The sequence below is a fragment of the Paracoccus sp. KKT209 genome (assembly GCF_055635455.1).
Genome location: NZ_JBVMWB010000003.1, coordinates 22,226 through 45,328, shown reverse-complemented (window position 1 = coordinate 45,328; position 23,103 = coordinate 22,226). Strand labels below are relative to the sequence as shown.

Below are 23,103 nucleotides of genomic sequence, written 5' to 3'. Positions count from 1 at the left end.
GGACCATGTGCTGCCACCGATCGTTCCTTGACAACGGTTCGATCTGTCAGCCTTAAAACGCTAGATTTTTTGAACCACAAGTGAGGTCGAGATTGAGACCTTGCTACCATCCGCTACAACTGCAGCCGTATGGCCTGCGCAAGGGCCAAGACGTCTCAAATGCGGAGGCGGGCCGAAGATGAACTGCTTTGCATGACCAAGCCGGGCGTTCGCGTTACGAGCACGTCGGTGCAAAGGTTACTTGAGGCAAAAGTTCCTACGGCTTTATCAGGCGCAGTTCCCCGCCGTTACATGCCTGTCATTTCTTACAAAAGCAGCGGATGAGTATTTGTCGTCAATGCTCGCGTTCGGCCTCATTCCATAAGAAAAGAGGCCGGCAGTGCTGGCCTCTTTCATGATCGCTCGTTTTAGCAGCCGGACGCAAAGCATCTCGGCGGCAACCTGCAAATGCTGCAGCTCCCTTTAGAACATGAACTGCTCTGCGGTCAGGTCAGCGACTTGCACGTCCTGCAATGTGAGCGAGTTGAGTCCAAGGTCAAAAACCACGCCTCCCTCTGCCGTAATGGCCGTGGCGAGCAAACTGTCAAAGTCGTTCAGATCTTCGATCCCGCTAAGGTCGACGATGTCATTGCTTTGGAAGTCGCGCACGATGTCATGGCCTTCAGCAAAAACGAAAACATCCGCGCCGCCGCCGCCAATCAGGATATCGCTGCCGTGGCCGCCATCTATACGGTCGTTGCCTGCACCGCCCATGAGGCTGTCATTGCCCAGTTCACCGGTGAGAGTGTCGTTGCCCTGGCCGCCGAACAGGCCGTCATCCCCTGAGCCGCCTTCGAGAAGGTCAGTGTCTTTGCCGCCGTTCAACCGGTCGTCTCCAGTCCCTCCGGAAAGTGTGTCTTGGCCGTTTCCGCCGAAAAGGCGATCATTGTCGAGACCGCCATCCAGACGGTCGTGCCCGTGGCCTCCGATCAACTGATCGCCCCCAATGCCTCCCGCGAGCACGTCCGCTCCAAAGCCGCCCTTGAGAATGTCGCGCCCGTCACCGCCGCTCAGGTCGTCGCCTCCCACGCCACCATCCAGCATGTCCTGCCCTATGCCGCCCTCGAGCCTGTCGATGCCCGCGCCGCCATAGAGTTTATCCCAGCCCGTCCCACCTTTGAGGAAATCTGCACCCTTGAAGCCGTTGAGAACATCATTGCCTGCTGCTCCGTCAAGGAAGTCGCGCACGTCGCCACCTTTGAGGAGGTCCCTGCCGCGGCCGCCGGAGGTATGATCTGCATAGTCCGCGAATGCGTTCTCATGCGCATCTGATATCTCATCGAATTCCGACTCCGCCGACTCAAGGGCACGTTCAAAAGCCTCTTCCCGTGCCTCCTGAGCAGTTTCAAAGGCCTCACGCAGGGACTCCATGGTTGCCTCGATGGCGTCCTCGTCGCCTCCAGCTTCCGCTTCCTCCTCGAGAGCTTCCATCTCCTGCTCGAAAGCCTCCTCGCGCGCGTCCTGCTCGGCTTCGAACGCGTCTTCAAGTGAGTCGGAGGATGCTTCGAACAGCTTCTCCCTGGCCTCCTTGCGGTTGCCGAAAGCCCGCTCGTTCGCGGTGATCGTGGATTCGAGAGCGTCTGCGAACGCCTCCTCCAGGGCCTCGAGGGCGGCAGGATCGATTGCAGTCAAATTCGTCTCCGCAACCACCTGAAGCTTGTTGTTGGTCGCCCGGATAAAAGCGTTCATGTTCAGGGTCCATCCACGTAAGGCCGGCAGCGCCGGGCAGCATTCTGATATAGTTTGTCCTTATTCATGAACGGTCGATTAACCAAAATGTTTAGTGTTTGGCATTTGAGTCATTATTGGCAGATGGTTTGACATCTTCAGCCGCCAAGCGGCGACATGCGGTGTCAGCGCGAAGGTTCTGTGATCGTGTGCCCGCAAGAGACCTTGTTGCACATCTCAGTGAGGGGGATTCACTGAGCGCGTCCTGAGGGTTAGGTCGAGGGCATGCCGAAGCCTTCCCCGATCCGCTACTGCACGACGAACTGGTCAGACTACAATGCGGCGCTGCGCAAGCGCGGCTCGCTGTCGGTCTGGTTCGATCCCGAGACGGTCTGGCACGCCGACAAGACCGGCAAGCGCGGGCGACCCGAGACCTTCTCGGACGCTGCCATCCAGACCTGCTTGACCCTGAAAGTGCTTTTTGGGCTTCCGCTCCGGCAGACGGTCGGGCTGGTTGAAAGCCTGATCCAGATGGCGGGGCTTGATTGGCCGGTTCCGGACTATTCGACGCTGTGCCGCCGGCAGGCGCGGATCGCGGTGCAGGTCCCGTATCGCGCGTCCGGGCAGCCCCTGAACCTGTTGATCGACAGCACCGGTATCAAGTTCCGCGGGGACGGCGAGTGGCAGACCCGCAAACATGGCCCGTCACGCCGGAGGCAATGGAGAAAGGTCCACCTCGCCATGGACGCGGGCACCGGGGATGTGCGCGCGGTCGAGTTGACCTCGAGCCGCCAAGGCGACAGCCCGCTGCTGCCGGAGCTTCTGGCGCAGATCCCGCCGGAAGAGACGATCGGCACGGTCACCGCAGATGGTGCTTACGATACACGACGATGCCATGGCGCGATCATCGACCGAGGCGCGGATGCCGTCATACCGATCCGGCGCAATGGCCGCGCCTGGAAAGAAGACTGTCCCGCTGCTGCCGCGCGAAATGAGATCCTGCGGGCAACCAGGCGCTTGGGCCGGGCGCTCTGGAAGAAGTGGACCGGCTATCACGCCCGAAGTCGGGTCGAAGCTTTGATGAACTGCCTGAAGCTCTTCGGCGAGAGGATCATGTCACGAGACCCCGCCCGCCAGACCGCCGAAATCCAGATCCGCATCGCCATCATGAACCGCTTCTCGGCCCTTGGCAGGGCCGAGATCGAAGCAGTCCGCTGAAGAATGGCGGGAAAGGGGGCAGTTATGCTCGGGGCTGATTTGCGCAACATCGCCCCCGCAAGATGTCGGATGTTCCGCAGAATTTAGGGGGGTTTGCCGGACAGCCGCGGCGGAACCATATGTTGCTCAAGAGTAATGGCATCAGGCGATCGATAAACAGCGCATTATTTTTGCTAACGTGACGGCAAGGGCGGCTTTTTCCTCATGTGCTTATACTGCACCGACATCCGCTGTGACGTCTACGAACTCCGGAGATGACTCAAATTACCGAATGCCCAAACTGGTTTGTCGGTCGAGCAGCGGGCGTAGCCGATCAGGGTACCAGTCATTTCGTCCGCAAAGGACCCCCATGACTGAGACGATCATCGTACCGCCTATCTGAGACAACCTTGCCCGTGCTATGACAAGGGGTGGCCGACGCGCTCGGCGCTGTCCGGTCAGAGTCCCTGAACGGACCCGCATGCACCAGAGGCTTAGAAAGTTTGGATAAGCTGTTGGTACATCTCCAGTGACACGTGCGGTCAGCGGACTAACGGACGCGACACACTTGACCAGTGGAAAAGGCGTCATAAGTATGAGAGAGTATGCTATCTCCTAGGAGTGATGTTATGCCCGCTGTTGAACGAATGACCATCACAATGCCGACTGAGCTTGCGGAGACCCTCCGTCAGACTGTGGCAGGCGGAGAGTATGCATCGACTAGTGAAGTTGTGCGGGAGGCACTGCGCGAGTGGACGCGGAGCCGTGATGCAGAACGCCGCGACCTGGAAGCTTTGCGGGAGGCCATCAAAGTCGGACTCCACAGCGGCCCTGGGGTGCCGGCTGATCAAGTGTTTGCTGAGCTGCGCGCGCGTTACGCTGCCAAGTCCTGAGCATGCCCCGCTTAGTCATTCTGCCCGCCGCGCGGGCGGATCTTATCGAGATTGGTGACTTCATTGCTCAAGACAGCCCGGAGCGAGCAGCATTGTTCGTGGCTGAAATTGAAGAGCGGATGACTCAGGCGGCAGAGCGTCCGGGCAGCTTCCCCTTCCGAAACGAGCTCCACGCGGGGCTGCGGTCAGCGCGGCACGGCCGATACCTCATCTTCTTCATTGAAGTAGCAGAAGAGGTGTGGATTGTGCGAGTGCTGCATGGAGCGCGCGATCTGTCCCGCTTGTTTGGCTAATGGCTGGTGGTAGCTCTGTGGGACAAGTTGCTGAAAGCGGAAATTTTTTGCTAATGCAAAAGAGCAAGGTGAAGAGCCTTCAGCTGCCGGTCATAAGTGCTCCCATCGGCTGCCACCCTTGTAGCGGTCTCCGATCCTGAGGGTCGAACTCGAACCAGCACCGCCACCTCTGAGCCACCTCCGGGAGCAAGGCCAGCTCGTCAGAAAAGACTGTGGAGACCCGGCAACGTGACACAGATTTCAGCAAAAGTTTTTATGTACTTCCTTAGGCCCAGAACAGTCTCATCCGAAACCGCAGGCAAACCAAAGGTTTTCTGACGGTGCTTCTCCAGCCGCCAGCAAAGATCAACGGCGCACCGGACTTCTGAGAAGCTTCCACGAGCGACGGCCTTGCATTACTTTCCGTTAGACAGGCGGCTTAAAGAAAAACCCTCGTTTTTCCGCCAGTCCTACCGTCGTCATCTGGGTCATACTTGCTCGTTGGGTGAAGCTTTATTTGCAACGGCGGTGCGGAGATCCGACCGTCAGGGTCGGGCAGTGGGCACGTCGTTCCGGTACATGATCGCAGTTGAAGGGCACCTTCATCCGAGTCAGGCTAGAAGGAACGATGATAGAAGGGAAGTTACATGCCGATAGCGCTTCAGCTTGCTGGAGGTCTGATCCTGCTGGTGATTGGCGGCGAACTGCTGGTTCGCGGAGCCGTTCAAGTCGCAAACCGGTTTGGCGTCTCACCGCTTGTCATCGGACTAACGCTCGTTGGTTTCGGAACGTCCACACCCGAGCTTGTGACCTCCGTTCAAGCTGCACTTAGTGGATCGCCGGGAATTGCTTACGGCAATATCGTTGGATCAAACATTGCCAATATCCTCCTAATTCTGGGGATCGCCGCAATTCTCATGCCGATCACGGTATCCTCGAATGCCTTGAAGCGAGACAGTACGATCATGGTGCTGGTCGCGGTCATCTTCGCGATCGTTGCCGCGCTCGTGCCCATGGGGGTGGTCGCAGGCCTGATCTTCGTGACGGCGCTCATGGTCTACGTCTTCGCAGCCTTCTGGCAAGAGCGGGCTGTCGCCACCGGCGCCTCAAACGCAGCACACGGCGCGGCATTCGACAAATCACTGGCGGTGCAGGAGGCAGACCCTGCGCTCAAGCCCGGTGCCGATATCGGAAAATCAGCGCTCATATCGATCTTGATTGCTCTTGGCGGACTGGCTCTGGTCGTACTGGGCGGTGATTCTCTGGTTACGGGTGCCGTTGGCCTGGCACGCTCGTTCTCGATCTCAGAAACCGTGATCGGGCTGACGATCGTAGCCGTCGGAACGTCGATGCCCGAGCTGGTAACGTCGGTCATGGCCGCGTTCCGCAAACAGACCGAGGTTGCTTTCGGCAACATCGTCGGGTCGAACATCTACAACATCCTTGGTATCGGGGGCTTTACGGCTTTGATTTCCCCCACCAACGTTCCAAGCGAGATCGTTCGTTTCGACAATCTGGTCATGATCGGGGCCTCACTTCTGTTGGTTATTTTCGCTTTTACGGGCAAGCGCATCAGCCGCATTGAGGGCATCATTCTGCTCGCATGTTATGTGGCTTATGTCGCACTGATCTGGCCGTAGCCTAAGCGTCGGGAGAACGACGTTCCTTCCCAACGAGGCCTGGAAGCTGGCCGCGAAGGTGTTGCGTCGATCATGGAGGGGGACGAGGCTATACAATGCAGGCTTGGCTTCCTCATAAGGACCACTGATCACGCGGCGCTGCAGAGCGCCGCCGGGATGTGTGGCATGACCTAGCCCGCAGTTTCGTGCGCCGCATCAAGAGAGGCATGAGATGAAAAGCAACAAGTCATCTCCCATACCTACGTTCCATTACCCTATCACGATCACTCCACAGGAAATCGACGGCATGGGCCATGTCAACAACGCCGTCTATCTTCACTGGGTGCAGGAGGCCGTGGTCCAGTATTGGCGTAATCGTTCACCCGCCGAAGCACAGGCAGAGCTTCTCTGGGTCGCTCTCAAGCACGAGATCACTTATCGGCTTGAACCGCTCCGGGTTTGCCGGAGGCTCCAACTCCTGAGTAGGATGGAGCATCATGAGCAAGACGACGAACAAGTTTTCCCCCGAAGTGCGCGAGCGTGCAGTGCGCCTGGTTCTCGACAATGAGGGTCAGCATGGATCGCGCTGGCAGGCAGTCATGTCGATTTCCGCGAAGATCGGCTGTGCGCCGCAGACCCTGAACGAGTGGGTCAAGAAGGCCGAGGTCGACAGCGGCAAGCGCTCTGGCATCCCGACCCACATGGCAGAGAAGATGAAGGCGCTGGAGCGGGAGAACCGGGAACTGCGCCAGGCCAACGAGATCCTGCGCAAGGCGAGCGCATAATTTGCGATGGCGGAGCTCGACCGCCGGTCGAAGTGATGGTCGGGTTCATCGACGATCAGCGAGGGAAGCACGGGGTCGAGCCGATCTGCAGGGTTCTGCCGATCGCCCCGTCCACCTACTACGATCACCTGGCGAAGCGGGCCGATCCGGCCCGATTGTCGGATCGCACCCGGCGCGACGCAGCGCTGCGGCCCGAGATCGAGCGTGTCTTCGAAGAGAACTGGCGCGTCTACGGCGTGCGCAAGGTCTGGCGTCAGCTGGATCGGGAAGGCTTCGATGTCGCCCGTTGCACAGTCGCCAGACTGATGAAGGACATGGGTATTCAAGGCATCATCCGGGGCAAGCCGCACAAGACTACGATCCCCGACAAGAAGGCCTCGTGCCCGCTGGACAAGGTGAACCGGCAGTTCCGCGTGCCTGCGCCGAACATGCTCTGGGTCAGCGATTTCACTTACGTCGCCACCTGGAAGGGGTTTGTGTATGTCGCCTTCGTCATCGATGCCTATGCCCGCAAGATCGTCGGCTGGCGGGCGAGCCAAACAGCCCATGCAGGCTTCGTTCTCGATGCCCTCGAACAGGCTGTCCACGATCGCCGCCCAGCCAAGGGCGCGGGGCTCGTCCACCATTCCGACCGCGGGTCGCAATACCTGTCGATCAAATACACCGAGAGGCTGGGCGAGGCCGGCATCGAACCTTCCGTCGGCAGTGTCGGCGATAGCTACGACAATGCCTTGGCGGAGACGATCAATGGCCTGTTCAAGGCCGAGGTCATCCACCGTCGTGGGCCGTGGCGCAACTTCGAGGCTGTCGAATATGCCACCCTCGAATGGGTAGACTGGTTCAACAACCGCCGCCTGCTCGAGCCGATCGGGAACATCCCGCCGGCCGAAGCGGAGGCAAACTTCTACGCTGCTCTGGAAGCTGAAGACATGGCCGCGTAACTAATCCCAATCAGCCTCCGGAAAACCCGGCGCGGTTCAGCTGCCGCTCTTTCTCGATGATAAGGTGGAGGCTCTCGTCACCGCGACCGGAACGCGCGGATCACGGGCTTCTTTCACGACTCTCTTTCAACGCGGAGATGAGCTGATCGCCGAGGTCCGCAGTTCGTGGTGCTGCGTTGATGCGGCAACCCGGCGACCGCGCCGGATTGCGGACAAGATAGCCCGTGCATTTCTGCCGAAGGATAGGGAATAGGGGCGAAGTGATAAGGTCAAAATGCTCCTGCCTTACAAGAAGCGCCCGATGTCATAGCTACCGCTTACCGTCTTTGGGACGAAGTTCCAGAACGCACAATTGACGCGGAAAAATAAACCGCTGAAACCGTTGTCGCCAAGGAGGCCTGGGTGGTCGAAGAGATCGGCCTGAAGAGGTCGGCGCCATTAACAGCCGGACCATCTCCGGGACTTTCCGGCATAGCTTATGGCAGTCCGCATTAAGCAATGCTTTGGGCTCGCCTAGAGGCCCGCTGGCATGTCGCCGCATCGAACAGTGATACGGCGGCCCTTGGTTCGCTCTGACGAGGCCCTCAAGCATCTGAGGCCGCGTTTGTTCCAAAAATTGCCGGGTTCCCGGACGCGAGACATGATCGCGATGCAGGTGAGTGAGAGTTCGCAAGCCTCGGCCAAGAAGAGCCGCCATGCTCAGCTTTTGATCTTCTCTTCGCCGGGAACGTCGGTTTCTTCATGAAGAACGTCCTGCATCCAGATCTTCTGGATCACGACATATGAGACCACGGCCAGAGGAACCGCAAACAAGATACCCACCGGCCCGAACAGCACGCCGAAGGTGAGGATCGCGAAGATCGTGATGGCAGGCGGCAGATCGACGGTGCGTTGCTGAACGAGAGGGGTGATGATGTTGCCTTCGATCTGCTGGACCAGCACGTAGAGGCCGAGCACCATTGCGGCGGTACCCGGCCCCTCTGTCAGCCCAAGCGCAATGGCAGGTATCGCCGCAAGAACAGGGCCTATGAACGGCACGAACTCCAGCAGTGCCGCGATCAGGCCCAAGGCCAAAGCAGAGGGAATGCCAAGCAGCATGAGACCTGCGGTTGTCAGGATCCCTACCAGCACCATCGCGATCAGCTGCCCCAGCAGCCATAGCTTCAGCGCCTCTCCTGCGACCACAAGCGTGTCATCGACCTCATCCCGTGGCCTGGCGGTGAACAACTTGGCTAAGCCGCGCCTGTAGAGGCCGGGGTCGATCGCCAGGTAGATGCCAGCGAAAATCACCAGGAAGATATTGGCGATCGTCGAGAGGATCGTGCCCGAATAGGTGGCGACATTGGCGGCCATGCCGCCACCGCTAAGCACACCCGTCAGGCGCTCCTCAAGCCATGACCGAAGGCCAGAGGTGCCAAGCGCCTCCTCGACTGCCTTGATGAGATCCGGCACGCCCTCGACCAGCGTGTTGAACTGTTCCTGTACTTGCGTGCCCAGCAGGGCGATGAACCCCAACAGCACGGCCGCCACCAGCACCGCGGAGAGCGCCAGCGCCCACCGGTCGGAGAGAGGGGCATAGCGCGTTACCAAGTCCGACAGCGCCCGCAGGAGCACTGCCGTCAGGATAGCTCCGAACGCCAGAAGAAGCACATCCGTAAGGCGCCATACCAACAGCGCGGCCACGATGACAGCCAGCGCGATCAGCATGACCTGCAGGACCCTCCAGGCTTCAGAGCGCGTGAGAGGGCCGCCGTGCTGCCTGTTCACCGTTGTCTCCCTCTGCACATCGACCTGCAACAATCAGCAAACGGGCCGCGCCGGAAGCCGGTTCCCCTTATGGGAAGGGGCGATCAGAGCGGCATTGTCATTCCAAGCCTGCAGCTTCCGCTGCTCTTTTCAAGCTACCGGTCAGGAAGTGGGGGCAGGGGAGAAGGCGCGGCGGCTGCCCGGCTGGCGTCGTGGGCAGAGGAAGGCTAATCAGTCCCCCGTGCCGGGAACGAGGCTGCTTAGGCCGCGATGCAGGCTCTGCCAGCGGCTGGACGGGCGTTCGGGATCGAGAAGCCGGCTCTCTTCAAGCAGAGCCGCTTCGAGGTCAGTCAGTTCCCGTGCCTCGAAAGGGACAAGGGTGCGCTCTGTCGACCTCAGGGCCTCGATCGCCTCCACCAGGGAGCCATTCTTCTGATCAAGGCACTGTTCCAGAACAGCATTGGCAACCCCAAGGTGCTCGGCCACAAGGTCATTCCGCAAGCCAATGATCGACTGGCGCAGTCCGCGATTGTGGCTTTCATCGGGAGAAGCCTCCAGGGCCAGGTCGCATTCCGTGTCAAAGCCAAGGGAGCGGTTGTTGAGGTTGGAAGATCCCACCTTCAGAAGGCAGTCATCTACCACCATGACCTTGGCGTGAACATAGATCGGCTTTCCGAGCTTCGTGACAGGCGTGTAAAGGCGGAACCGCCCATGCCTGTCGGCTTTCCTGATCAGGTCGAGGAGGATAGCTCTGGAGGATCCCATGACCTCCTCCTCCAGCCAACCATCGGCCGTTTCAGGGTTGATCACGATGATTTCTGGCCCTTCCGCCTCCGACAGGCGCGCGGCCATGGCTTCGGCGATCTTGCGAGAGGCAAAATACTGGCTCTCAATGTAGAGCGTGCGCTTGGTTGCGGCGATGGCGGCCAGATAGAGCGCCTCGATCTCATGGACGGCTGAACGCTCGTCGTATTCCGGGGCCGTGCGGGCCACGGCCACATCCACATCGCGAAAGGACGGGGTAAGCCCTTCCGGCCAAACGGCGGCCGTCTGCGGTGGAGCGTCAAGTGCCTCTCCGGTGGCGCGTCTCCACCGGTCCCTCGCCAGTTCCCCCAAAGCACGCGCCGCCTCGCCGTCCACAACGGTCGAGGCATCATGCCAAGGGCCGTAGGACCGCTTCGTCGTGGGTCGGACACGCAGAGGATCGTCATCCAGATGATCCCGCGTGTCCCATCGGTCGCCTGTGATGTCGATGCCGCCGCAGAAGGCCAGTGCGTCGTCGATGACCACGATCTTCTGGTGATGAGCCGATCCGGCAGGGTGCGCGCTGTCCAGCTTGAAGTGGATGCGATCGTCGGTCATCCAGTTCAGGATGACCAAGGGCGTCGTGCCCCTGCCAAGCGCATTGATCGCCCCCAGGTTCCAGCGCAGGACGTGGATCTGCAGCTCGGGGCGCTGCTCGACCGCCCATGTCAGGAACTTGCCCAGCTTATTGGGAACGTCAGAATCCTCTGCCGGACGGTTAAGCGCAATGCGCGTGTCAAAGTCCCAACCGATCAGCATGACGCTGTGTCGGGCCTTCTGGATGGCCGCATGTACCGTGGCAAAGTAGTCTGCCGCATCGATGATCACGGCCATCCGGTCGGCACGAGCAATCTTCCAGCATGTCTTGCTGGGCTGAAGGATCCGCGCTGTTGTATCGACCATGTAAGCTCCTGCGGGCATCCGCAGTGCCCAAAAGCTGGTTACTCTTCTTCGGATCGCCAATCGAGTCTCTGGTCGATCACCACGTGCCATCCTTACGGGCAGATATCCTTCTGTGCAAAACCGGCCGCGTCTCAAGACTAGCCGCGCCCCGACCTCGACATGAGCGTAGAGCGCGGCAGACAGGGCAAGACAAGGCGGACTTTACGTAAGAAACCCGCAGACCCAATCCGGACTGCGGGTCAGTTGTGGTCTGGCTGGCGCTTACTCCACTGCGGCGGGCACTTCCGTGCCGACAGTGCCCGCAGGTTCGGTGATAACCGGGTCTGTTGCGACAGGCTCCTCGATCACCACGGGATCGGCCACTTCCGTCTCCTCGACATCGTCGGCAAACCAGCCGAGCAACCAGCCGAGCAGGAGCAACGCCACCAGAACGGCCGAAGCCAAGACCGAGAAAACTGATGTTACGGCACCCGTCCATATCCTGATAAGCGGCAGTCAGCCGGCAGAGTGACCTGTCCAGGACGAGGAGGAGCGCAGCAGTTGATCTTTGCTGGCTTTCCGACTATGAGCCGTTCAAGCGCAAGGACCCGGTGAAAGCCCGGGTGGCTCTTCCGGCCGCTGATCCGCCGGACAATCCTTTGAAAAACCCTGACACAAGCAATGCCGGACCGTCTTGAGAAAGACCAACCGCTGCAGGGTATGGATGCTTATGATCTCACTGTCCGACTACCGGAACCAATGGTTCGGTAATATCCGCGGCGACGTGCTCGCGGGGGTCGTCGTGGCGCTTGCCCTGATCCCCGAAGCCATCGCCTTTTCAATCATCGCCGGGGTGGACCCCAAGGTCGGGCTCTACGCCAGCTTTTCGATCGCCGTCCTGATTGCCTTTGTAGGCGGCCGGCCCGGCATGATCTCGGCCGCGACAGCGGCCACAGCCGTTCTGATGATCACGCTGGTGCGCGATCATGGGCTGGAATATCTGCTGGCCGCGACCGTGCTGGCCGGCCTGCTCCAGATCGGGGCGGGCTTGCTGAAGCTCGGCCGGTTCATGCGCTATGTTTCCAAATCCGTCATGATCGGTTTTGTGAACGCGCTGGCGATCCTGATCTTCATGGCGCAACTGCCTGAACTGGACCTGTCCCTGCCTGGCGTTACCTGGTTGACCTGGGTGCTGGTGGCAGCAGGTCTTGCCATCATCTACCTGTTCCCGCGCCTGACCACCACAATCCCCTCTCCGCTGGTCACGATCGTCGTGCTGACGGCACTGGTCTGGATGATGGGCTGGGACGTGCGCACCGTGGGTGACATGGGTGCACTGCCCGATACGCTGCCCGTGTTCCTCATTCCAGACATTCCACTGACCCTCCAGACGCTGTTGATCATCTTTCCCTACGCCGCCGCCGTTGCAGTGGTGGGGCTGCTGGAGAGCCTGATGACGCAGAATATCGTCGATGACCTGACTGACACGAAGTCGAACCGCAACCAGGAGTGCATTGGCCAGGGCATCGCCAACACCGCCACCGGCTTCATCGGCGGCATGGCAGGCTGCGCAATGATCGGCCAGTCGATCATCAACGTCAAATCCGGCGGGCGGGGGAGGTTGTCGGCTTTCACTGCTGGCGTCGTTCTTCTGATCCTTGTCGTGGGACTTGGAGGTCTTGTTGCCATCATCCCGATGCCGGCGCTGGTTGCCATCATGATCATGGTGTCGATCGGCACGTTCTCCTGGTCTTCCATCAGGAACCTGAAGACGCACCCGCGGTCATCGTCGATCGTGATGCTGGCGACGGTGGTGACGGTCGTCTACACCCACAACCTCGCCATCGGCGTGCTGGTGGGCGTTATGCTCTCGGGGATCTTCTTTGCGGCCAAGATCGCGCAGCTGTTCCGCATCCGCTCCGCCCTTTCGGAAGATGGGCGCACCCGCACCTACACCCTCGAGGGGCAGCTGTTCTACGGTTCGGCCGAGGATTTCGCCGAAGCCTTCGACTTCCGCGAGGCGGTCGACAGCGTGATCATCGATGTGAGCCGGGCGCATATCTGGGACATCAGTTCGGTCCAGGCGCTGGACATGGCGATCCTGAAGTTCCGTCGCGACGGGGCCGAGGTGCAGCTGGTGGGCATGAACGAGGCATCCGAGACGCTGGTCGACAGGCTTGCCATCCATGACAAGCCCGGCGCGCTCGACAAGCTCATGGCACATTGAGGGAGGGGAAGACGATGACCAACAAGATACTCGCCTTGGTGGACGGCTCGGTTTATTCCGAAAGCGTCTGCCACCACACCGCCTGGATCGCCGGCCGACTGAACGCCAGCGTTGATGTCATGCATGTCCTGGGCCGCCGCGAAGGCGGGGGCACGCAGAACCTTTCCGGGGCACTGACGCTTGGAGCCCGCAGCGCGCTGCTGGCGGAACTGGCGGCCGCAGACGAAAGCCGCGCTCGCCTGGCACAGGCCAAGGGCCGCGCGATCCTGGAGGATGCGCAGAAGATCCTGCAGGCTGACGGCGTCGGACCTGTCGTCCCGCACCTGCGAAAGGGCGACATCCTTGAAGCGGTGCGGGAGGTCGAGCCTGACCTGCGCGCCATCGTCATCGGCAAGCGCGGCGAGGGCGCCGAATTCGCGACGGGTCACCTGGGGTCGAACCTGGAATGGATCGTGCGTGCGTCGAAGGTGCCGGTCTTCGTCGCCTCGCGCGTCTTCAGGCCCATCGGCAAGGTGCTGGTCGCTTTTGACGGCAGCCCCTCGGCAATGAAGGCCATCGACAAGATGTCGAAAAGCGCTGTCTTTGGCGGGGTGGAGATCACGCTTCTTCACGCCGACAACGGCAGCGGGCCGATCGGATCGAAACTTGATGACGCTTCGATGGTGCTGAGCGCGGCCGGCCTGATGGCCGAGGTCCGCACCGTCAGGGGCGACCCCGACGAGGCGCTGCAATCCGTCGTCGCCTCGGAAGGCTTCGATCTTCTGGTCATGGGTGCTTACGGCCATTCGCGCATTCGCAGCCTGATCATCGGCTCGACAACCACCGCGGCCGTGCAGGCCGTCAAGATCCCCGTCCTGCTTTATCGGTGAGCTTCACAGGCACAAAGGCAGCCGCGCCCGGCTGAGGGCGCGAGAACGCTACTGGCACGATCGCAGGGAAAAACTGGACAATGACCAAAGCCGTTGCTTCCTCCGCACCTCAGGGGCCAAAGGAGGCCTCTCGCCTTTTCTGGATGGACATCGTCCGCGGCGCAGCCATCTTGGCCGTGATCACGGTACATTCCGTGACCTTCATCGAGCGCTACGACTTCGAGCCTGCCAGGCTCTGGCGGAACCTCAACGAAACGCTCACCCTTTTCCGGATGCCGATCCTGATCCTGTTGTCCGGCATGCTTTTGCCGAAGTCACTGGCGAAACCTGCGCCCGCCTACTTCTCGGGAAAAGTGCGTGCAATCCTTTGGCCGTTCCTGGTCTGGTCGACAATCTACGCTATGGTGACGGGACTGGACTTCAGCAGCCCTTATGAACTGAGCCAGCTCTACATCGGCAGCAGTCATCTGTGGTTCCTGGCCTTCATCTTCGTCTACTACCTCGTTGCCAGGCCGCTCCGCCCGGTGGACCCCTTCGTCATTGCCGCTGTTGCCTTCGCGCTCTCCGTCATCGCGCCGGAGGGAGAGAAATACTCCGAACGGATCCTCTTCCTCATGTCGCTGTTTTTCCTCGGCAGCGCCCTGTCCAGCCATGCCGCCCGCCTTGGAAACATCCTGAGATCCCCCTTGATCTGGCTTCTCACGCCCGTCGTGGCGGGAGCGGCCTTCATGACGGTGCGCCATGACCTGAACTTCGGGCCCTATTGGGTGGCCCTTTCCCTTGCAGGCTTCCTGTTCTTCTCGGCCCTGGCACAGAGACTGGAGAAGCTGGAGGTCTTTCGTCCCTTGATCTGGATCGGGCAGAGGTCGATCGTGTTCTATGTCAGCCACGCCATCTTCATCATCGTCGTCGCGAGACTTGCTCAGCGGGCAGGAATAACGAGCTACGCCTTCACGGCGACAGCATCTGTCGCGGTCAGTCTGGTCGGGGGGTGGGCTTTGGCCGCAGGCATGGAGAAGTGGGCGCTCCTCAAGTGGCTCTTTGTTCTTCCTGCCCCAGGACGAGGATCACCCATGACGATGCCGACAAGATGACCCCTCAGCAGGGTGCCAGATCAGACCTGACCCGCGCGGCGATGATCCGGCACAGGACCACCATTGCCGCGCACCACAGGCCGAGAAACAGGCTCTGCGTTGGAAAGTCCACGCCGGCATCGATCAGGATGCCGGTCAGGCCGGGTCCGATCGCGGTGGAGATGACCATGATCGTGGTCGCCAGGGACCGGATCGCCCCCAGATGCGCCGTCCCGTAGAGAACGGGGAACAGGACGCCCCAAAGGGATCCTGCCATGCCTTGGGTTACCCCGACAACTGCCAGCGCCAGGTACCATCCGGCCACGCTCTCGGCCGGTCCGATCAGGCTGACGCCGACCCCCATGGGCAGCAGCAGCATCGGAAGCAGTCGGATGGCGCCGAACCGGTCTGCCGCCCATCCTGACGCAAAGGCGGCAGTCACGGTCGACAGGCCGAAAGCGGTATAGCCCGGAGCCATTTCGGCCAGCGTCCAGCCCTTGACCTGCGCCACATGGGCCTGATGAAAGAAGATCACGGTGGCGATGAAGCCGGGCGTCAGCAGCACCGGCAGCAGGGCAGGCAAGAGCCAGTGCCGCGCTGCGTCTCGCCGCCGCCATTGCCGTCCCATCAGCCCCGGCCGGACCCCCTGGACTGCATGGGCCACAGGAGCGCGGTCCTCGGACAGCAACACGGCCAGAAGTGGCGCCACCACGAGACATAGAACTGCTGCCGCGATCAACCAGGTGCTCTGCCAGCCGATGGTGCCGATCAGCACGACCACCAGCAAGGGCACCAAAATCTCGCCCGCCGGATGCCCCAGGTTGGTGATCGAGACCGCCTGTCCGCGCCGTGCCTCGAACCAGCGTCCCATGGCAGTCATGGCAATGTGGCTGAACATGCCCTGACCGCAGAAACGCAGCAGGAACAGGGCAATGCCAAGGATCAGCAGCGAGGGTGACCAGGCCATGCCAACGGCGGCGGCCGCGAAGATCAGCGCCACCGCAGGCGCAAGACGCGACAGCGGCACACTGTCTGCAAGGGAGCCGCGCCAGAACATCATCGCCGCTGCCGACAAGGTGGCAATAGTATAGAGACTGCCCCAGCTGCCATCCGTGAGCCCGTGGCGCTCCTTGATGAACATTGCGAAAAGCGAGATGAACCATGTTTGCCCGAAGGCGGACGTGAAGGTCAGAAGCAGGCCGGCGCAGAGCCAGCGAATATTGCTTCGAAGAAATTCGATCATGGGGAATCCACCGAGGCCGAGAGAGAGCGGCCTTTTGCACAGGCTGCAATGAAGCTCATCTGGCACAGGATGCCGCAGGAGGCAACGTGAGGGAGATGCTGCAACCCGCACGAAAGACAGGTTTGGGCGTCGCCCTCAAGGCTTCCGACTGACGGCAATGGGCTCTTCGCGTCGATGCCTTGGGAAGCACGGACGGCGCCTAGCTAGACGTCCAATAATTCTGTGCATCGGGACCACATTACAGTTGTGACATAAATCGGCCTTATCGCCTCCATTGCTGCTCCAGCACCGTGACGTGCGTCTCGCAAGGACTGATTTTTATGGTCTCCATCAGCAACCGGAGCCGGACCATCTTTTGTGCAGTTCGTGCCGTGTCCAGCATACGAGGGCAGGGATCAGGAAGCTGATATTGACAGGCCGCTGCAAAAAAGCCGCTGGTTTTTCTGACAGCGCATCTCCAGGACTGGCCCGAGTTCGATGAGCTGGTAGGCCGACGGAAGAAAAACCAGTTTGTCTTGAGGGACGCACTATTGCCTTGCCCCGGCAGAACGTCTTTGCTGCAATGCAGCATTTTGCTACGGAAAACCAAGCGCTTGAATCATGTGCCCCGGATCGCTCCTTATAATCCTCGCGTTCCTGCTTATGTTGCATTGCAGCAAGACATTCGCAAAATCCTTTTCGGATGATCTCGCGCGAGCTTCCTTGAACGACCTGGATGCGATGCTCCTGCACTTCGGTGGGGGTCTTTGTGGCGGGCTTCGGGTTCAGGAGAGCGCCTGGAATTTTATCCTATGACCCTCCGCCAAACCGTCCACGCCTCCTCGGAAAATGCCGCGACCTTGCTCACCAAGCTGGCCGCCACCTCCAACCAAGCCGTGAAGAGCCGTGAGAACCTGCTTGCAGAGCTGAATGACGAGCTGACCCGCTACTTTGATGTCGCGGAAGCGCACCTTCTTCCGCTGCTTCGCAAGCAGGACGAGACCAAGGAGATGGCCGCAAATGCCCTGAAGGGCAACAAGGACCTCCGGGCTTCGTTGGACAAGCTGTCTGGCGTGCCGAAGGACCAGGATGCGTTCCTCGCCGCCGTCACGGATCTGAACAAGAACTTCCAGCAGCTCGTCCAGAGCGAGCGCAAGAACCTGCTTCCGGCTGCTCTGAAGGTGCTGAGCAACGAGGAGGCCGCTTCCGTTGCTGCCGCCATGGAGGGTGCCGTCGAAGAGGCCGAAACCGCCAAGCGCGACGAGAAGCGCGAAGAGCGCGCACAGGCCAAACGCGAGGCCGAGGAGGCAGAGCAAGCCGTAGCGGACGAGCGCGCAGCGGCACGAAAAGCCAAGCGCGAGGAGCGGGCTGAAGCCGAGCGCCAGGAAGAGGCGGCCGAGGAAGCTGCACGGGCCGAGCGTGCGGCGGCGAGGGTTCGGAAAGAGGCGGAGCGAGCCGCACGGGAGGGGACCGAGAAGGTGGCCAAGACAATGCAGCGCGGCGCGGCCGCAATGCAGGACGAGGCGCGCCAGCTGACCGAGACGCTGACAGAACGGACGCAGCAGGCTGCCTCGGACAGCCGTGAAGCGCTGACGATCTACAGCGAGGCAGCACGGACGCTGGCTGCGGACCTGCAGGTGGTGACGAATTCGTCTTCTGCCACGACGCAAGCCGTGTCCGATGTGACCTCTGCCTGGTCCGACTGGTTCCAGAAGACCACTCGCGCCCAAGCAGACGCATCACAGAAGCTGCTTCACGCCAAGTCGGTGAAGGATGTTGCAGTGCTTCAGCGGGAGTTCGTCGTCAATGCCATGCACAACTGGATGGAGCGCCGTTCGGCCATGCTCCAGATCGCGCAGCGTAGCTCGGAACAGGCGCTGAGCCCGCTTCAGGCGCGCATCAGCGAAACGGCATAAGGCCGAACCTTCCGGCGCAAAGAGCGTCGCTGCGTCCCCGCAGCGGCGCGATATATACCGGCACTGCAAGGGGCGGGCAGCGCCGCAGGGTGCCGCGCGCGCCTCTTGTTTCCCAATGTTGCAAGGATAATTACGTTGATCATAGCCAGTACAAACGCTTGGGCCGAGTTGGCAAAGGCCAGCTCTACCATGGTGACAACAAGTCTTCAGATGAATGAGATGATGGCGGCCTCCGGCAGCGTCATAGGCGCGCGCCTGACGATCATGGGCAAGGCGGCCAGTTGCCCTGCCAAAGCCGACTATGCGGAGATCGGCGGCATGGTGCAGGAGAAGCTGATAGCTATGTCGCAGGTCAACCAGGCGCTTCTGGCGCAATGGGCGACGATGCTGGCCGAAACTTCCGACCGAACAAAGCACTTGGGCAGCCTGCTGTTTTCCGGCCGCCTCGTTAGCGCGCGTGGTCTATCGGACTTTGGCGAGGCTTGGTTGGCACACGGAACCCGCATGATTACCCGAAGCATGGATGCAGGCGGCTTGGCCTTGGCGCCGGTTCACAAGCAGGCCACAGCCAATGCAAAACGTTTAAGTTAGCAAGGTCAGTCTGTCTAGCAACTGGGCCCGTCCCGGCCTGTGGCAAGGCAAGGATCGAGAGAGCCATGGCTCAGCAGAGTGGTCAAGTAGCAATGGGACTGCAAGGCTCCGGGCATGCGCTTTAACACTCATAAGTTACAAAGACCGTGTGTGCTCCCGGGTTAGGTCTTCAAACTCCTACAGAACCTGGCGCTTTTTGTTTCGCTTGGTTGCAGGTTTACTGGCATCCTAGGCCTTGCCATGCGCTTCCTTTGCCAGACGAGCCTTTCGCAGTCTCGAAGTTTTCTCTTCTGTAGCTGCCTTTCTGGCCTCGATCTCGCCAAAGGCGCGGTCGCGCGCGGTGCGGGGGGCCTGGGTCTTGTTGAAGGCGTCCTCTGCCTGTTGACGCTGCCGGCTGTGGCTCTCGCTCATTGCAGTGCTTCCTATTCTTGCTCACCCGCATCCGGATTGCGTGGTGTCGAAGTTGCCTTACCAAAACAAGTCGGCGCCGTTCGGGCGGCTCTGTGCTGCATGCGCTCAGTAGCGCTGCGTGCCGACATCAGCAATGGCAACATGAAAAGCGGCAGGGCTTCCGCCGCTTCATGATGACGAGCGCGCTTAACCTTCAAGGGGGCTTGTCTCCTGCGGACCCCCTTCGGACTGCATGTCGACTTTTGCTTTGGCGTCATCCGCGGCCCGTTGGAGCTTGCCGCTCTTTGGCTGATCCTTGCACGGCTCTCCTTGCGGAGCGGATCGCTTTGCGGTTCGAACGTAATTATCGAGAGTTGTCTTTTCGGCACCCATCAGCGGGTCCTCCAGTTTGCAGGCAGGGAATTCCTGCCCGCATGACATAAATGGGGCACAAGGCATCGCTTTCACACCAGTTACGTCTTCTCTTTCGTTCGGCATCCATTGTTGCCACCAGTGACGCTGCTGATCCACATCAGCCCTTGGGCGTCGAAACCGTGGTAACAAGAGCCAGCTTCCGTTCAGCGAGAGGTTGGTGCAAGTCCTGAGTAGGTGGGGTGAGGCTTGTGCGGCCACGGCCGCTCGACCGTCGCATCAGCTTTTTCAACGCAGCCAACCGCGGCCCAAAGTGTCTCTGCGCCTGGTGCGGGTTCTTCCCGCATGCCGCCGATAGAGCCATTCGTCAAGGAGAACAGGATGAACACGCGATCTTCTACGTCACTTGTCGTCTTCAAGCACCCGTTTGTTCTTCCTGGATCACCAGAAGAGTTTCCTGCCGGGCAATACGAGCTTCTGGTTGAAGAGGAGCTGCTTGACGGCCTCAGTTTCCCAGCATTCCGCGAAACGGCAGCTTTTCTGCTGATCTTCGGCCCAAGTCTTGGGTCGGGGCCCAAGGAGATGCGGTCCACGACACGGGCAGACGTGCAGGTGGCGCTGGAGCATGATGCAGAACTGGCAGTCCGCGCTGCCGGAGTTGAAGTTGCGCCGTCCGCAGACGGAAACAGCGGGACCGGCACCGGGGCGACGACGCAGTTGCAGGAGGTCCGGACGGCTCAGGAGCGGATCGAGCAGTGGATCAACACGCTGATGTCGCCTCTGCCGCACTAGACGCTCTGCTGAACACTTGATGCTGGACAAGCCCGCCGGCCGGGTGCCGGCCGTGTCACGGCTGCCGCAACAGCGGCAAGCTTTGATCCAGATAGGCGTCATCGAAACCTGCAAGGCTTGCAAGGCGGCCGTAGTCTTGGAACGTGACCTTGTTGTCGCGGAAGGTCGCAAGACCTTCTTCGCGCAGGAACCGCAGCACCCGGTTCACGTGAACCGCGCTCAGCCCAAGCGCGTCTGCCAGATGATACTGGGTCAGCGGACAGCCATAGCCTTCTCGACTTCCGAGACCGACCAGCGCCAGCCTGGAGCCCAACTCTAGCAGGAAATGCGCGACGCGAGCGTCGGCGGCGCGGCGACCGATGCCTACAAGGTGCTCGACTAACATCGCTTCATCACGGGACGCCGCCCAAAGAACTGCCGCTGCCAGCCGAGGCGCCCGCTCAAATGCGCTGATCAGATCGCTTGCCGACACCTCCGCCGCCTCGATATCGCCCACAGGCTCGAAGCTGTGATCCGACGTCCGCAGCAGCACGCTGCGCAGTCCCAGAAAATCACCCGGTATCTGAAAGTCGATGATCTGGCGCGAGCCGTCCGCCTGGATCTTGTAGGAGCAAACCCAGCCCGAAGCGAGGATGTAGGCCGCGTGCTTTGACTGACCTTGGTGTACCAGATCCCGCCCTGCCACGAAGCGCCTTCTGCGCTGATGCAGGCCAGAAAGTATGGTAAGCTCGTCTTCAGAAAGCGCCACAAAGGCCGCGAGCTTCCGGCTCAGGGGATTTCCATGCTGAGCATCCATGGTGTCCTCCTGAGAAACATCAGCATTGGGGCAGATGATTGCGCAAAGGCTGCTTTCGATCAGTCGGGGCCGCCACATGTTCGGGCAGAGTGATTGGAAGCACCGGCTCACAGTAGCCTGCGACAGTCCCCCGTGTGAAGGATCCGACAGATGACCCTGCAAGACAAGCCTTCAGGCCTCGCGGCACTGTCGATCTGCGAGGCGCTGCTTCTGGCGATTTACGATCACAAGCTGCTTCCGGAAACCGAGATTATCGGCCTACTCAGGGATGCGGCCGCAACTCATGAAAACGCCGCCCGGATCACAGGTGCGGAAGCCAGGAACGTGACATTGCACGAAGCCGCGGCCACTTTGATCAACCGCATCACCCTGGGTGGAACCTCGGGCAGCAGGCGCTGAGCCTGCAACAGCAAAGGTCAGCGGCCCCATTCTGACCGGTCGATGAAGCTGTTGGTGCCAATGAAGGCGCCGGCGACCCAGTACCCGCCATTCCCTGAAAGGAAGCACCATGGAAGAACGTCTTGTGGATATCGTCGGCCGCAATGGTCAAGTCCTGCACACCTATCCTGTCACGCTCGGCGGCCAGCAGGGAAGCCGCGAGGATCACGAGTTCCTGGCCAAAGCCTTGGAGGCCGCCGCTCATGGGCAACTTGTCCCTGACTCCGACCTGGCGGGCCTGAGCGCGCGGATGCACCAAAGCCGGGGCGGCCGCCTGCAGCCTTCCGGCGACAAGATTGGCACGATGTCCGAAACAAAGCTCGGGCTGGAGCAACTGGTCCGCGAGCGCGCCTACGGTCTTTGGGAACAGGAGGGGCGACCCGATGGAAGCGCGGACGAGTTCTGGCACCGCGCCCTCGACGAACACCTGCGCGGCCGGGCCTACGTTCTGTGGCAGCAAGAGGGCAGTCCGGAAGGCGCCGCGGATGCCGACTGGAACCAGACGCGGAAGTTCGAGTCGCGCTGAAGGATGGTCCGCGGCCGCGGCGACCATCATCGTGAGTTCTATTTTCCAGTTTTTCTTGCTCAGACGTAAGACAGGGGCGTACTTCAGTCTTCCTTGGAAACTTCGACCTGAACGTCCATTCCGAGGGAGCGGGCACCTGTGGCCGCGTAAGTCCCGACAAGGGGCAACGCCTGCGCTGCTGTGCGGGTGGCAGCGATCCGGATGAGGTTTTTTCCAGCAATGATCCGGTTCGTCGGGTCAAATTCCACCCATCCTATTCCTGGAACGAACACGTCCGCCCATGCATGGGTCGATCCGCCGCCCGTGACTGCTCCAGCCGTATCAGGGAACGTTCTGCGGCCAAGGTCTATAGCCGGATCATAGAGATATCCGCTGACGAAACGCGCGGCAAAGCCGAGGGCACGCGCGGCCTCCATGAAAAGAACTGCAAGGTCGCGGCAGGTGCCGCTGCCGAGACGGATCGTCTCTGCCGGGGACTGGACGCCTTGTTCATCTCGACGACCATAGGTAAATCTTTCATGAATCGCCTGCACCAGATCGTCCAGAAGCGCCATGGTTTCTGCCGCGGCAACTGGCAAGACAGTGGCCAGCCATCTGTCAAGTGCCGGTCGCGCAGATGGGGGTCCGCGCCGCAACAGCGGCGAAAGATCTACCCGTTCGTCACGCCCGTAACGGAATGGGTAGGGCCCCGCATGCGGGGCCAGGCGACTGATTGGCTCATCGTAGCCATAGCGGCGCACCGTCAGCTCGCTGGCAATCACAAGTTCATCGGCAGGATTGGGGAACGTCAACAGAGCTACGGAGTTCCCAAAAGTGTCATATTCCCATCGGACAGTAGGAGCAGGCGACACTGACAGGCTCGACGTCAGAAGCCGCATGTCGTGCCCATCCCGGGGACGTATCATCAAGCGGTGGACACCAAAATTCACCGGTCGGTCATAGGAGTATCGGGTCCGGTGCCGGACACTGAATGTCGTCACCTAGCTTGCTCGCCTTGCATGGACTGTTCCAGTTCTCTCGGAGGCTGCACACGAGCGGTACCCGC

General features: G+C 60.7%; 21 protein-coding genes, 1 pseudogene and 2 other annotated features. Of the genes and pseudogenes, 14 read left to right on the top strand and 8 right to left on the bottom strand.

The features are described 5' to 3' along the window. Positions 1–462: 462 nt before the first annotated feature. Positions 463–1,728 carry a calcium-binding protein gene (locus ACZ2G3_RS18090; protein ID WP_470399938.1) on the bottom strand — a complete coding sequence of 422 codons (1,266 nt, stop codon included), beginning with the start codon at positions 1,726–1,728 and terminating at the stop codon, positions 463–465. Between the two features lie 264 nt (positions 1,729–1,992). On the opposite strand from ACZ2G3_RS18090, the gene ACZ2G3_RS18085 reads away from it, so the two are divergent. The 6 genes and pseudogenes from ACZ2G3_RS18085 (at position 1,993) to ACZ2G3_RS18060 (ending at position 7,414) form a co-directional block, all read left to right on the top strand. Continuing rightward, positions 1,993–2,925: an IS5 family transposase gene (locus ACZ2G3_RS18085; RefSeq protein WP_470395316.1), complete on the top strand. Its 933-nt coding sequence runs from the start codon at positions 1,993–1,995 to the stop codon at positions 2,923–2,925. Between the two features lie 608 nt (positions 2,926–3,533). Continuing rightward, positions 3,534–3,797, top strand: a complete 264-nt coding sequence (locus ACZ2G3_RS18080) for a type II toxin-antitoxin system ParD family antitoxin (RefSeq protein WP_470399936.1) — start codon at positions 3,534–3,536, stop codon at positions 3,795–3,797. Between the two features lie 2 nt (positions 3,798–3,799). Continuing rightward, positions 3,800–4,090 (top strand): type II toxin-antitoxin system RelE/ParE family toxin, encoded by a 291-nt coding sequence (locus ACZ2G3_RS18075; protein ID WP_470399934.1) that lies wholly within the window; start codon positions 3,800–3,802, stop codon positions 4,088–4,090. A gap of 626 nt (positions 4,091–4,716) precedes the next feature. Beyond that, on the top strand, positions 4,717–5,709 hold the full coding sequence (locus ACZ2G3_RS18070) for a calcium/sodium antiporter (RefSeq protein ID WP_470399932.1): 993 nt from the start codon (positions 4,717–4,719) through the stop codon (positions 5,707–5,709). A gap of 211 nt (positions 5,710–5,920) precedes the next feature. After that, a pseudogene (locus ACZ2G3_RS18065) lies at positions 5,921–6,130 on the top strand (acyl-CoA thioesterase); the annotation flags it as partial. Between the two features lie 55 nt (positions 6,131–6,185). After that, a protein-coding gene (locus ACZ2G3_RS18060) for an IS3 family transposase (protein ID WP_470399931.1) occupies positions 6,186–7,414 on the top strand; the annotation gives its coding sequence in 2 pieces (ribosomal slippage) (positions 6,186–6,471 and positions 6,471–7,414; 1,230 coding nt in all). Continuing rightward, positions 6,467–6,583: a sequence feature (AL1L pseudoknot), on the top strand. It overlaps the preceding gene by 117 nt. A gap of 699 nt (positions 7,415–8,113) precedes the next feature. On the opposite strand, the gene ACZ2G3_RS18055 is transcribed toward ACZ2G3_RS18060, so the two are convergent. From ACZ2G3_RS18055 to ACZ2G3_RS18045, 3 genes are all read right to left on the bottom strand, one after another. Continuing rightward, positions 8,114–9,121: an AI-2E family transporter gene (locus ACZ2G3_RS18055; RefSeq protein ID WP_470399930.1), complete on the bottom strand. Its 1,008-nt coding sequence runs from the start codon at positions 9,119–9,121 to the stop codon at positions 8,114–8,116. 270 nt (positions 9,122–9,391) lie between these two features. Continuing rightward, positions 9,392–10,867, bottom strand: coding sequence for a phospholipase D-like domain-containing protein (locus ACZ2G3_RS18050; RefSeq protein ID WP_470399928.1), 1,476 nt, complete (start codon positions 10,865–10,867; stop codon positions 9,392–9,394). A 261-nt stretch (positions 10,868–11,128) separates the two neighbouring features. Continuing rightward, positions 11,129–11,311, bottom strand: a complete 183-nt coding sequence (locus tag ACZ2G3_RS18045) for a hypothetical protein (RefSeq protein ID WP_470399927.1) — start codon at positions 11,309–11,311, stop codon at positions 11,129–11,131. A 136-nt stretch (positions 11,312–11,447) separates the two neighbouring features. Then, positions 11,448–11,503 (top strand) — a sequence feature (sul1 is cis-regulatory element that is thought to sense ions involved in sulfur or methionine metabolism; They are found in Alphaproteobacteria). A 73-nt stretch (positions 11,504–11,576) separates the two neighbouring features. Between ACZ2G3_RS18045 and ACZ2G3_RS18040 the strand changes: the two genes are divergently transcribed. The 3 genes from ACZ2G3_RS18040 (at position 11,577) to ACZ2G3_RS18030 (ending at position 15,036) form a co-directional block, all read left to right on the top strand. After that, a complete protein-coding gene (locus ACZ2G3_RS18040) occupies positions 11,577–13,073 on the top strand; it encodes a SulP family inorganic anion transporter (RefSeq protein ID WP_470399925.1) in 1,497 nt (498 codons plus the stop codon). 14 nt (positions 13,074–13,087) lie between these two features. After that, positions 13,088–13,942: a universal stress protein gene (locus tag ACZ2G3_RS18035; protein ID WP_470399923.1), complete on the top strand. Its 855-nt coding sequence runs from the start codon at positions 13,088–13,090 to the stop codon at positions 13,940–13,942. Between the two features lie 80 nt (positions 13,943–14,022). Then, positions 14,023–15,036 carry an acyltransferase gene (locus ACZ2G3_RS18030; RefSeq protein WP_470399921.1) on the top strand — a complete coding sequence of 338 codons (1,014 nt, stop codon included), beginning with the start codon at positions 14,023–14,025 and terminating at the stop codon, positions 15,034–15,036. Positions 15,037–15,040: 4 nt separating this feature from the next. Here the strand turns inward: ACZ2G3_RS18030 and ACZ2G3_RS18025 are convergent, their stop codons facing one another. Beyond that, positions 15,041–16,258: an MFS transporter gene (locus ACZ2G3_RS18025; RefSeq protein ID WP_470399920.1), complete on the bottom strand. Its 1,218-nt coding sequence runs from the start codon at positions 16,256–16,258 to the stop codon at positions 15,041–15,043. Positions 16,259–17,097: 839 nt separating this feature from the next. Between ACZ2G3_RS18025 and ACZ2G3_RS18020 the strand changes: the two genes are divergently transcribed. Both ACZ2G3_RS18020 and ACZ2G3_RS18015 read left to right on the top strand, forming a co-directional pair. Continuing rightward, positions 17,098–18,153 (top strand): phasin family protein, encoded by a 1,056-nt coding sequence (locus tag ACZ2G3_RS18020; RefSeq protein WP_470399918.1) that lies wholly within the window; start codon positions 17,098–17,100, stop codon positions 18,151–18,153. A 210-nt stretch (positions 18,154–18,363) separates the two neighbouring features. Continuing rightward, positions 18,364–18,744, top strand: a complete 381-nt coding sequence (locus ACZ2G3_RS18015; RefSeq protein ID WP_470399917.1) for a hypothetical protein — start codon at positions 18,364–18,366, stop codon at positions 18,742–18,744. Positions 18,745–18,972: 228 nt separating this feature from the next. Here ACZ2G3_RS18015 and ACZ2G3_RS18010 read toward each other — a convergent pair whose 3' ends face one another. Further along, positions 18,973–19,155, bottom strand: a complete 183-nt coding sequence (locus ACZ2G3_RS18010; RefSeq protein WP_470399915.1) for a hypothetical protein — start codon at positions 19,153–19,155, stop codon at positions 18,973–18,975. 732 nt (positions 19,156–19,887) lie between these two features. Here ACZ2G3_RS18010 and ACZ2G3_RS18005 point away from each other — a divergent pair. After that, positions 19,888–20,298, top strand: a complete 411-nt coding sequence (locus ACZ2G3_RS18005; RefSeq protein WP_470399913.1) for a hypothetical protein — start codon at positions 19,888–19,890, stop codon at positions 20,296–20,298. Between the two features lie 55 nt (positions 20,299–20,353). Here ACZ2G3_RS18005 and ACZ2G3_RS18000 read toward each other — a convergent pair whose 3' ends face one another. Then, entirely contained in the window at positions 20,354–21,094 is a 741-nt protein-coding gene (locus ACZ2G3_RS18000) for a Crp/Fnr family transcriptional regulator (RefSeq protein ID WP_470399911.1), read from the bottom strand. A gap of 150 nt (positions 21,095–21,244) precedes the next feature. Here ACZ2G3_RS18000 and ACZ2G3_RS17995 point away from each other — a divergent pair, with 150 nt between their 5' ends. Next, positions 21,245–21,493: a hypothetical protein gene (locus ACZ2G3_RS17995; RefSeq protein WP_470399909.1), complete on the top strand. Its 249-nt coding sequence runs from the start codon at positions 21,245–21,247 to the stop codon at positions 21,491–21,493. Positions 21,494–21,602: 109 nt separating this feature from the next. After that, positions 21,603–22,058 (top strand): DUF2934 domain-containing protein, encoded by a 456-nt coding sequence (locus tag ACZ2G3_RS17990; RefSeq protein WP_470399907.1) that lies wholly within the window; start codon positions 21,603–21,605, stop codon positions 22,056–22,058. A gap of 83 nt (positions 22,059–22,141) precedes the next feature. On the opposite strand, the gene ACZ2G3_RS17985 is transcribed toward ACZ2G3_RS17990, so the two are convergent. Continuing rightward, positions 22,142–23,038, bottom strand: coding sequence for a transglutaminase family protein (locus tag ACZ2G3_RS17985; protein ID WP_470399905.1), 897 nt, complete (start codon positions 23,036–23,038; stop codon positions 22,142–22,144). Positions 23,039–23,103 lie beyond the last annotated feature (65 nt).

Excerpts from the sequence above, each read along its gene's own strand:
- ACZ2G3_RS18010 (WP_470399915.1), bottom strand. The coding sequence starts at position 19,155 with ATGAGCGAGAGCCACAGCCGGCAGCGTCAACAGGCAGAGGACGCCTTC.
- ACZ2G3_RS18000 (WP_470399911.1), bottom strand. The coding sequence starts at position 21,094 with ATGGATGCTCAGCATGGAAATCCCCTGAGCCGGAAGCTCGCGGCCTTT.
- ACZ2G3_RS18005 (WP_470399913.1), top strand. The coding sequence starts at position 19,888 with ATGAACACGCGATCTTCTACGTCACTTGTCGTCTTCAAGCACCCGTTT.
- ACZ2G3_RS18035 (WP_470399923.1), top strand. The coding sequence starts at position 13,088 with ATGACCAACAAGATACTCGCCTTGGTGGACGGCTCGGTTTATTCCGAA.
- ACZ2G3_RS18080 (WP_470399936.1), top strand. The coding sequence starts at position 3,534 with ATGCCCGCTGTTGAACGAATGACCATCACAATGCCGACTGAGCTTGCG.
- ACZ2G3_RS18075 (WP_470399934.1), top strand. The coding sequence starts at position 3,800 with ATGCCCCGCTTAGTCATTCTGCCCGCCGCGCGGGCGGATCTTATCGAG.
- ACZ2G3_RS18025 (WP_470399920.1), bottom strand. The coding sequence starts at position 16,258 with ATGATCGAATTTCTTCGAAGCAATATTCGCTGGCTCTGCGCCGGCCTG.
- ACZ2G3_RS17995 (WP_470399909.1), top strand. The coding sequence starts at position 21,245 with ATGACCCTGCAAGACAAGCCTTCAGGCCTCGCGGCACTGTCGATCTGC.
- ACZ2G3_RS17990 (WP_470399907.1), top strand. The coding sequence starts at position 21,603 with ATGGAAGAACGTCTTGTGGATATCGTCGGCCGCAATGGTCAAGTCCTG.
- ACZ2G3_RS18090 (WP_470399938.1), bottom strand. The coding sequence starts at position 1,728 with ATGAACGCTTTTATCCGGGCGACCAACAACAAGCTTCAGGTGGTTGCG.
- ACZ2G3_RS18040 (WP_470399925.1), top strand. The coding sequence starts at position 11,577 with ATGATCTCACTGTCCGACTACCGGAACCAATGGTTCGGTAATATCCGC.
- ACZ2G3_RS18055 (WP_470399930.1), bottom strand. The coding sequence starts at position 9,121 with ATGCTGATCGCGCTGGCTGTCATCGTGGCCGCGCTGTTGGTATGGCGC.
- ACZ2G3_RS18070 (WP_470399932.1), top strand. The coding sequence starts at position 4,717 with ATGCCGATAGCGCTTCAGCTTGCTGGAGGTCTGATCCTGCTGGTGATT.
- ACZ2G3_RS18015 (WP_470399917.1), top strand. The coding sequence starts at position 18,364 with ATGAATGAGATGATGGCGGCCTCCGGCAGCGTCATAGGCGCGCGCCTG.
- ACZ2G3_RS18030 (WP_470399921.1), top strand. The coding sequence starts at position 14,023 with ATGACCAAAGCCGTTGCTTCCTCCGCACCTCAGGGGCCAAAGGAGGCC.
- ACZ2G3_RS18050 (WP_470399928.1), bottom strand. The coding sequence starts at position 10,867 with ATGGTCGATACAACAGCGCGGATCCTTCAGCCCAGCAAGACATGCTGG.
- ACZ2G3_RS18085 (WP_470395316.1), top strand. The coding sequence starts at position 1,993 with ATGCCGAAGCCTTCCCCGATCCGCTACTGCACGACGAACTGGTCAGAC.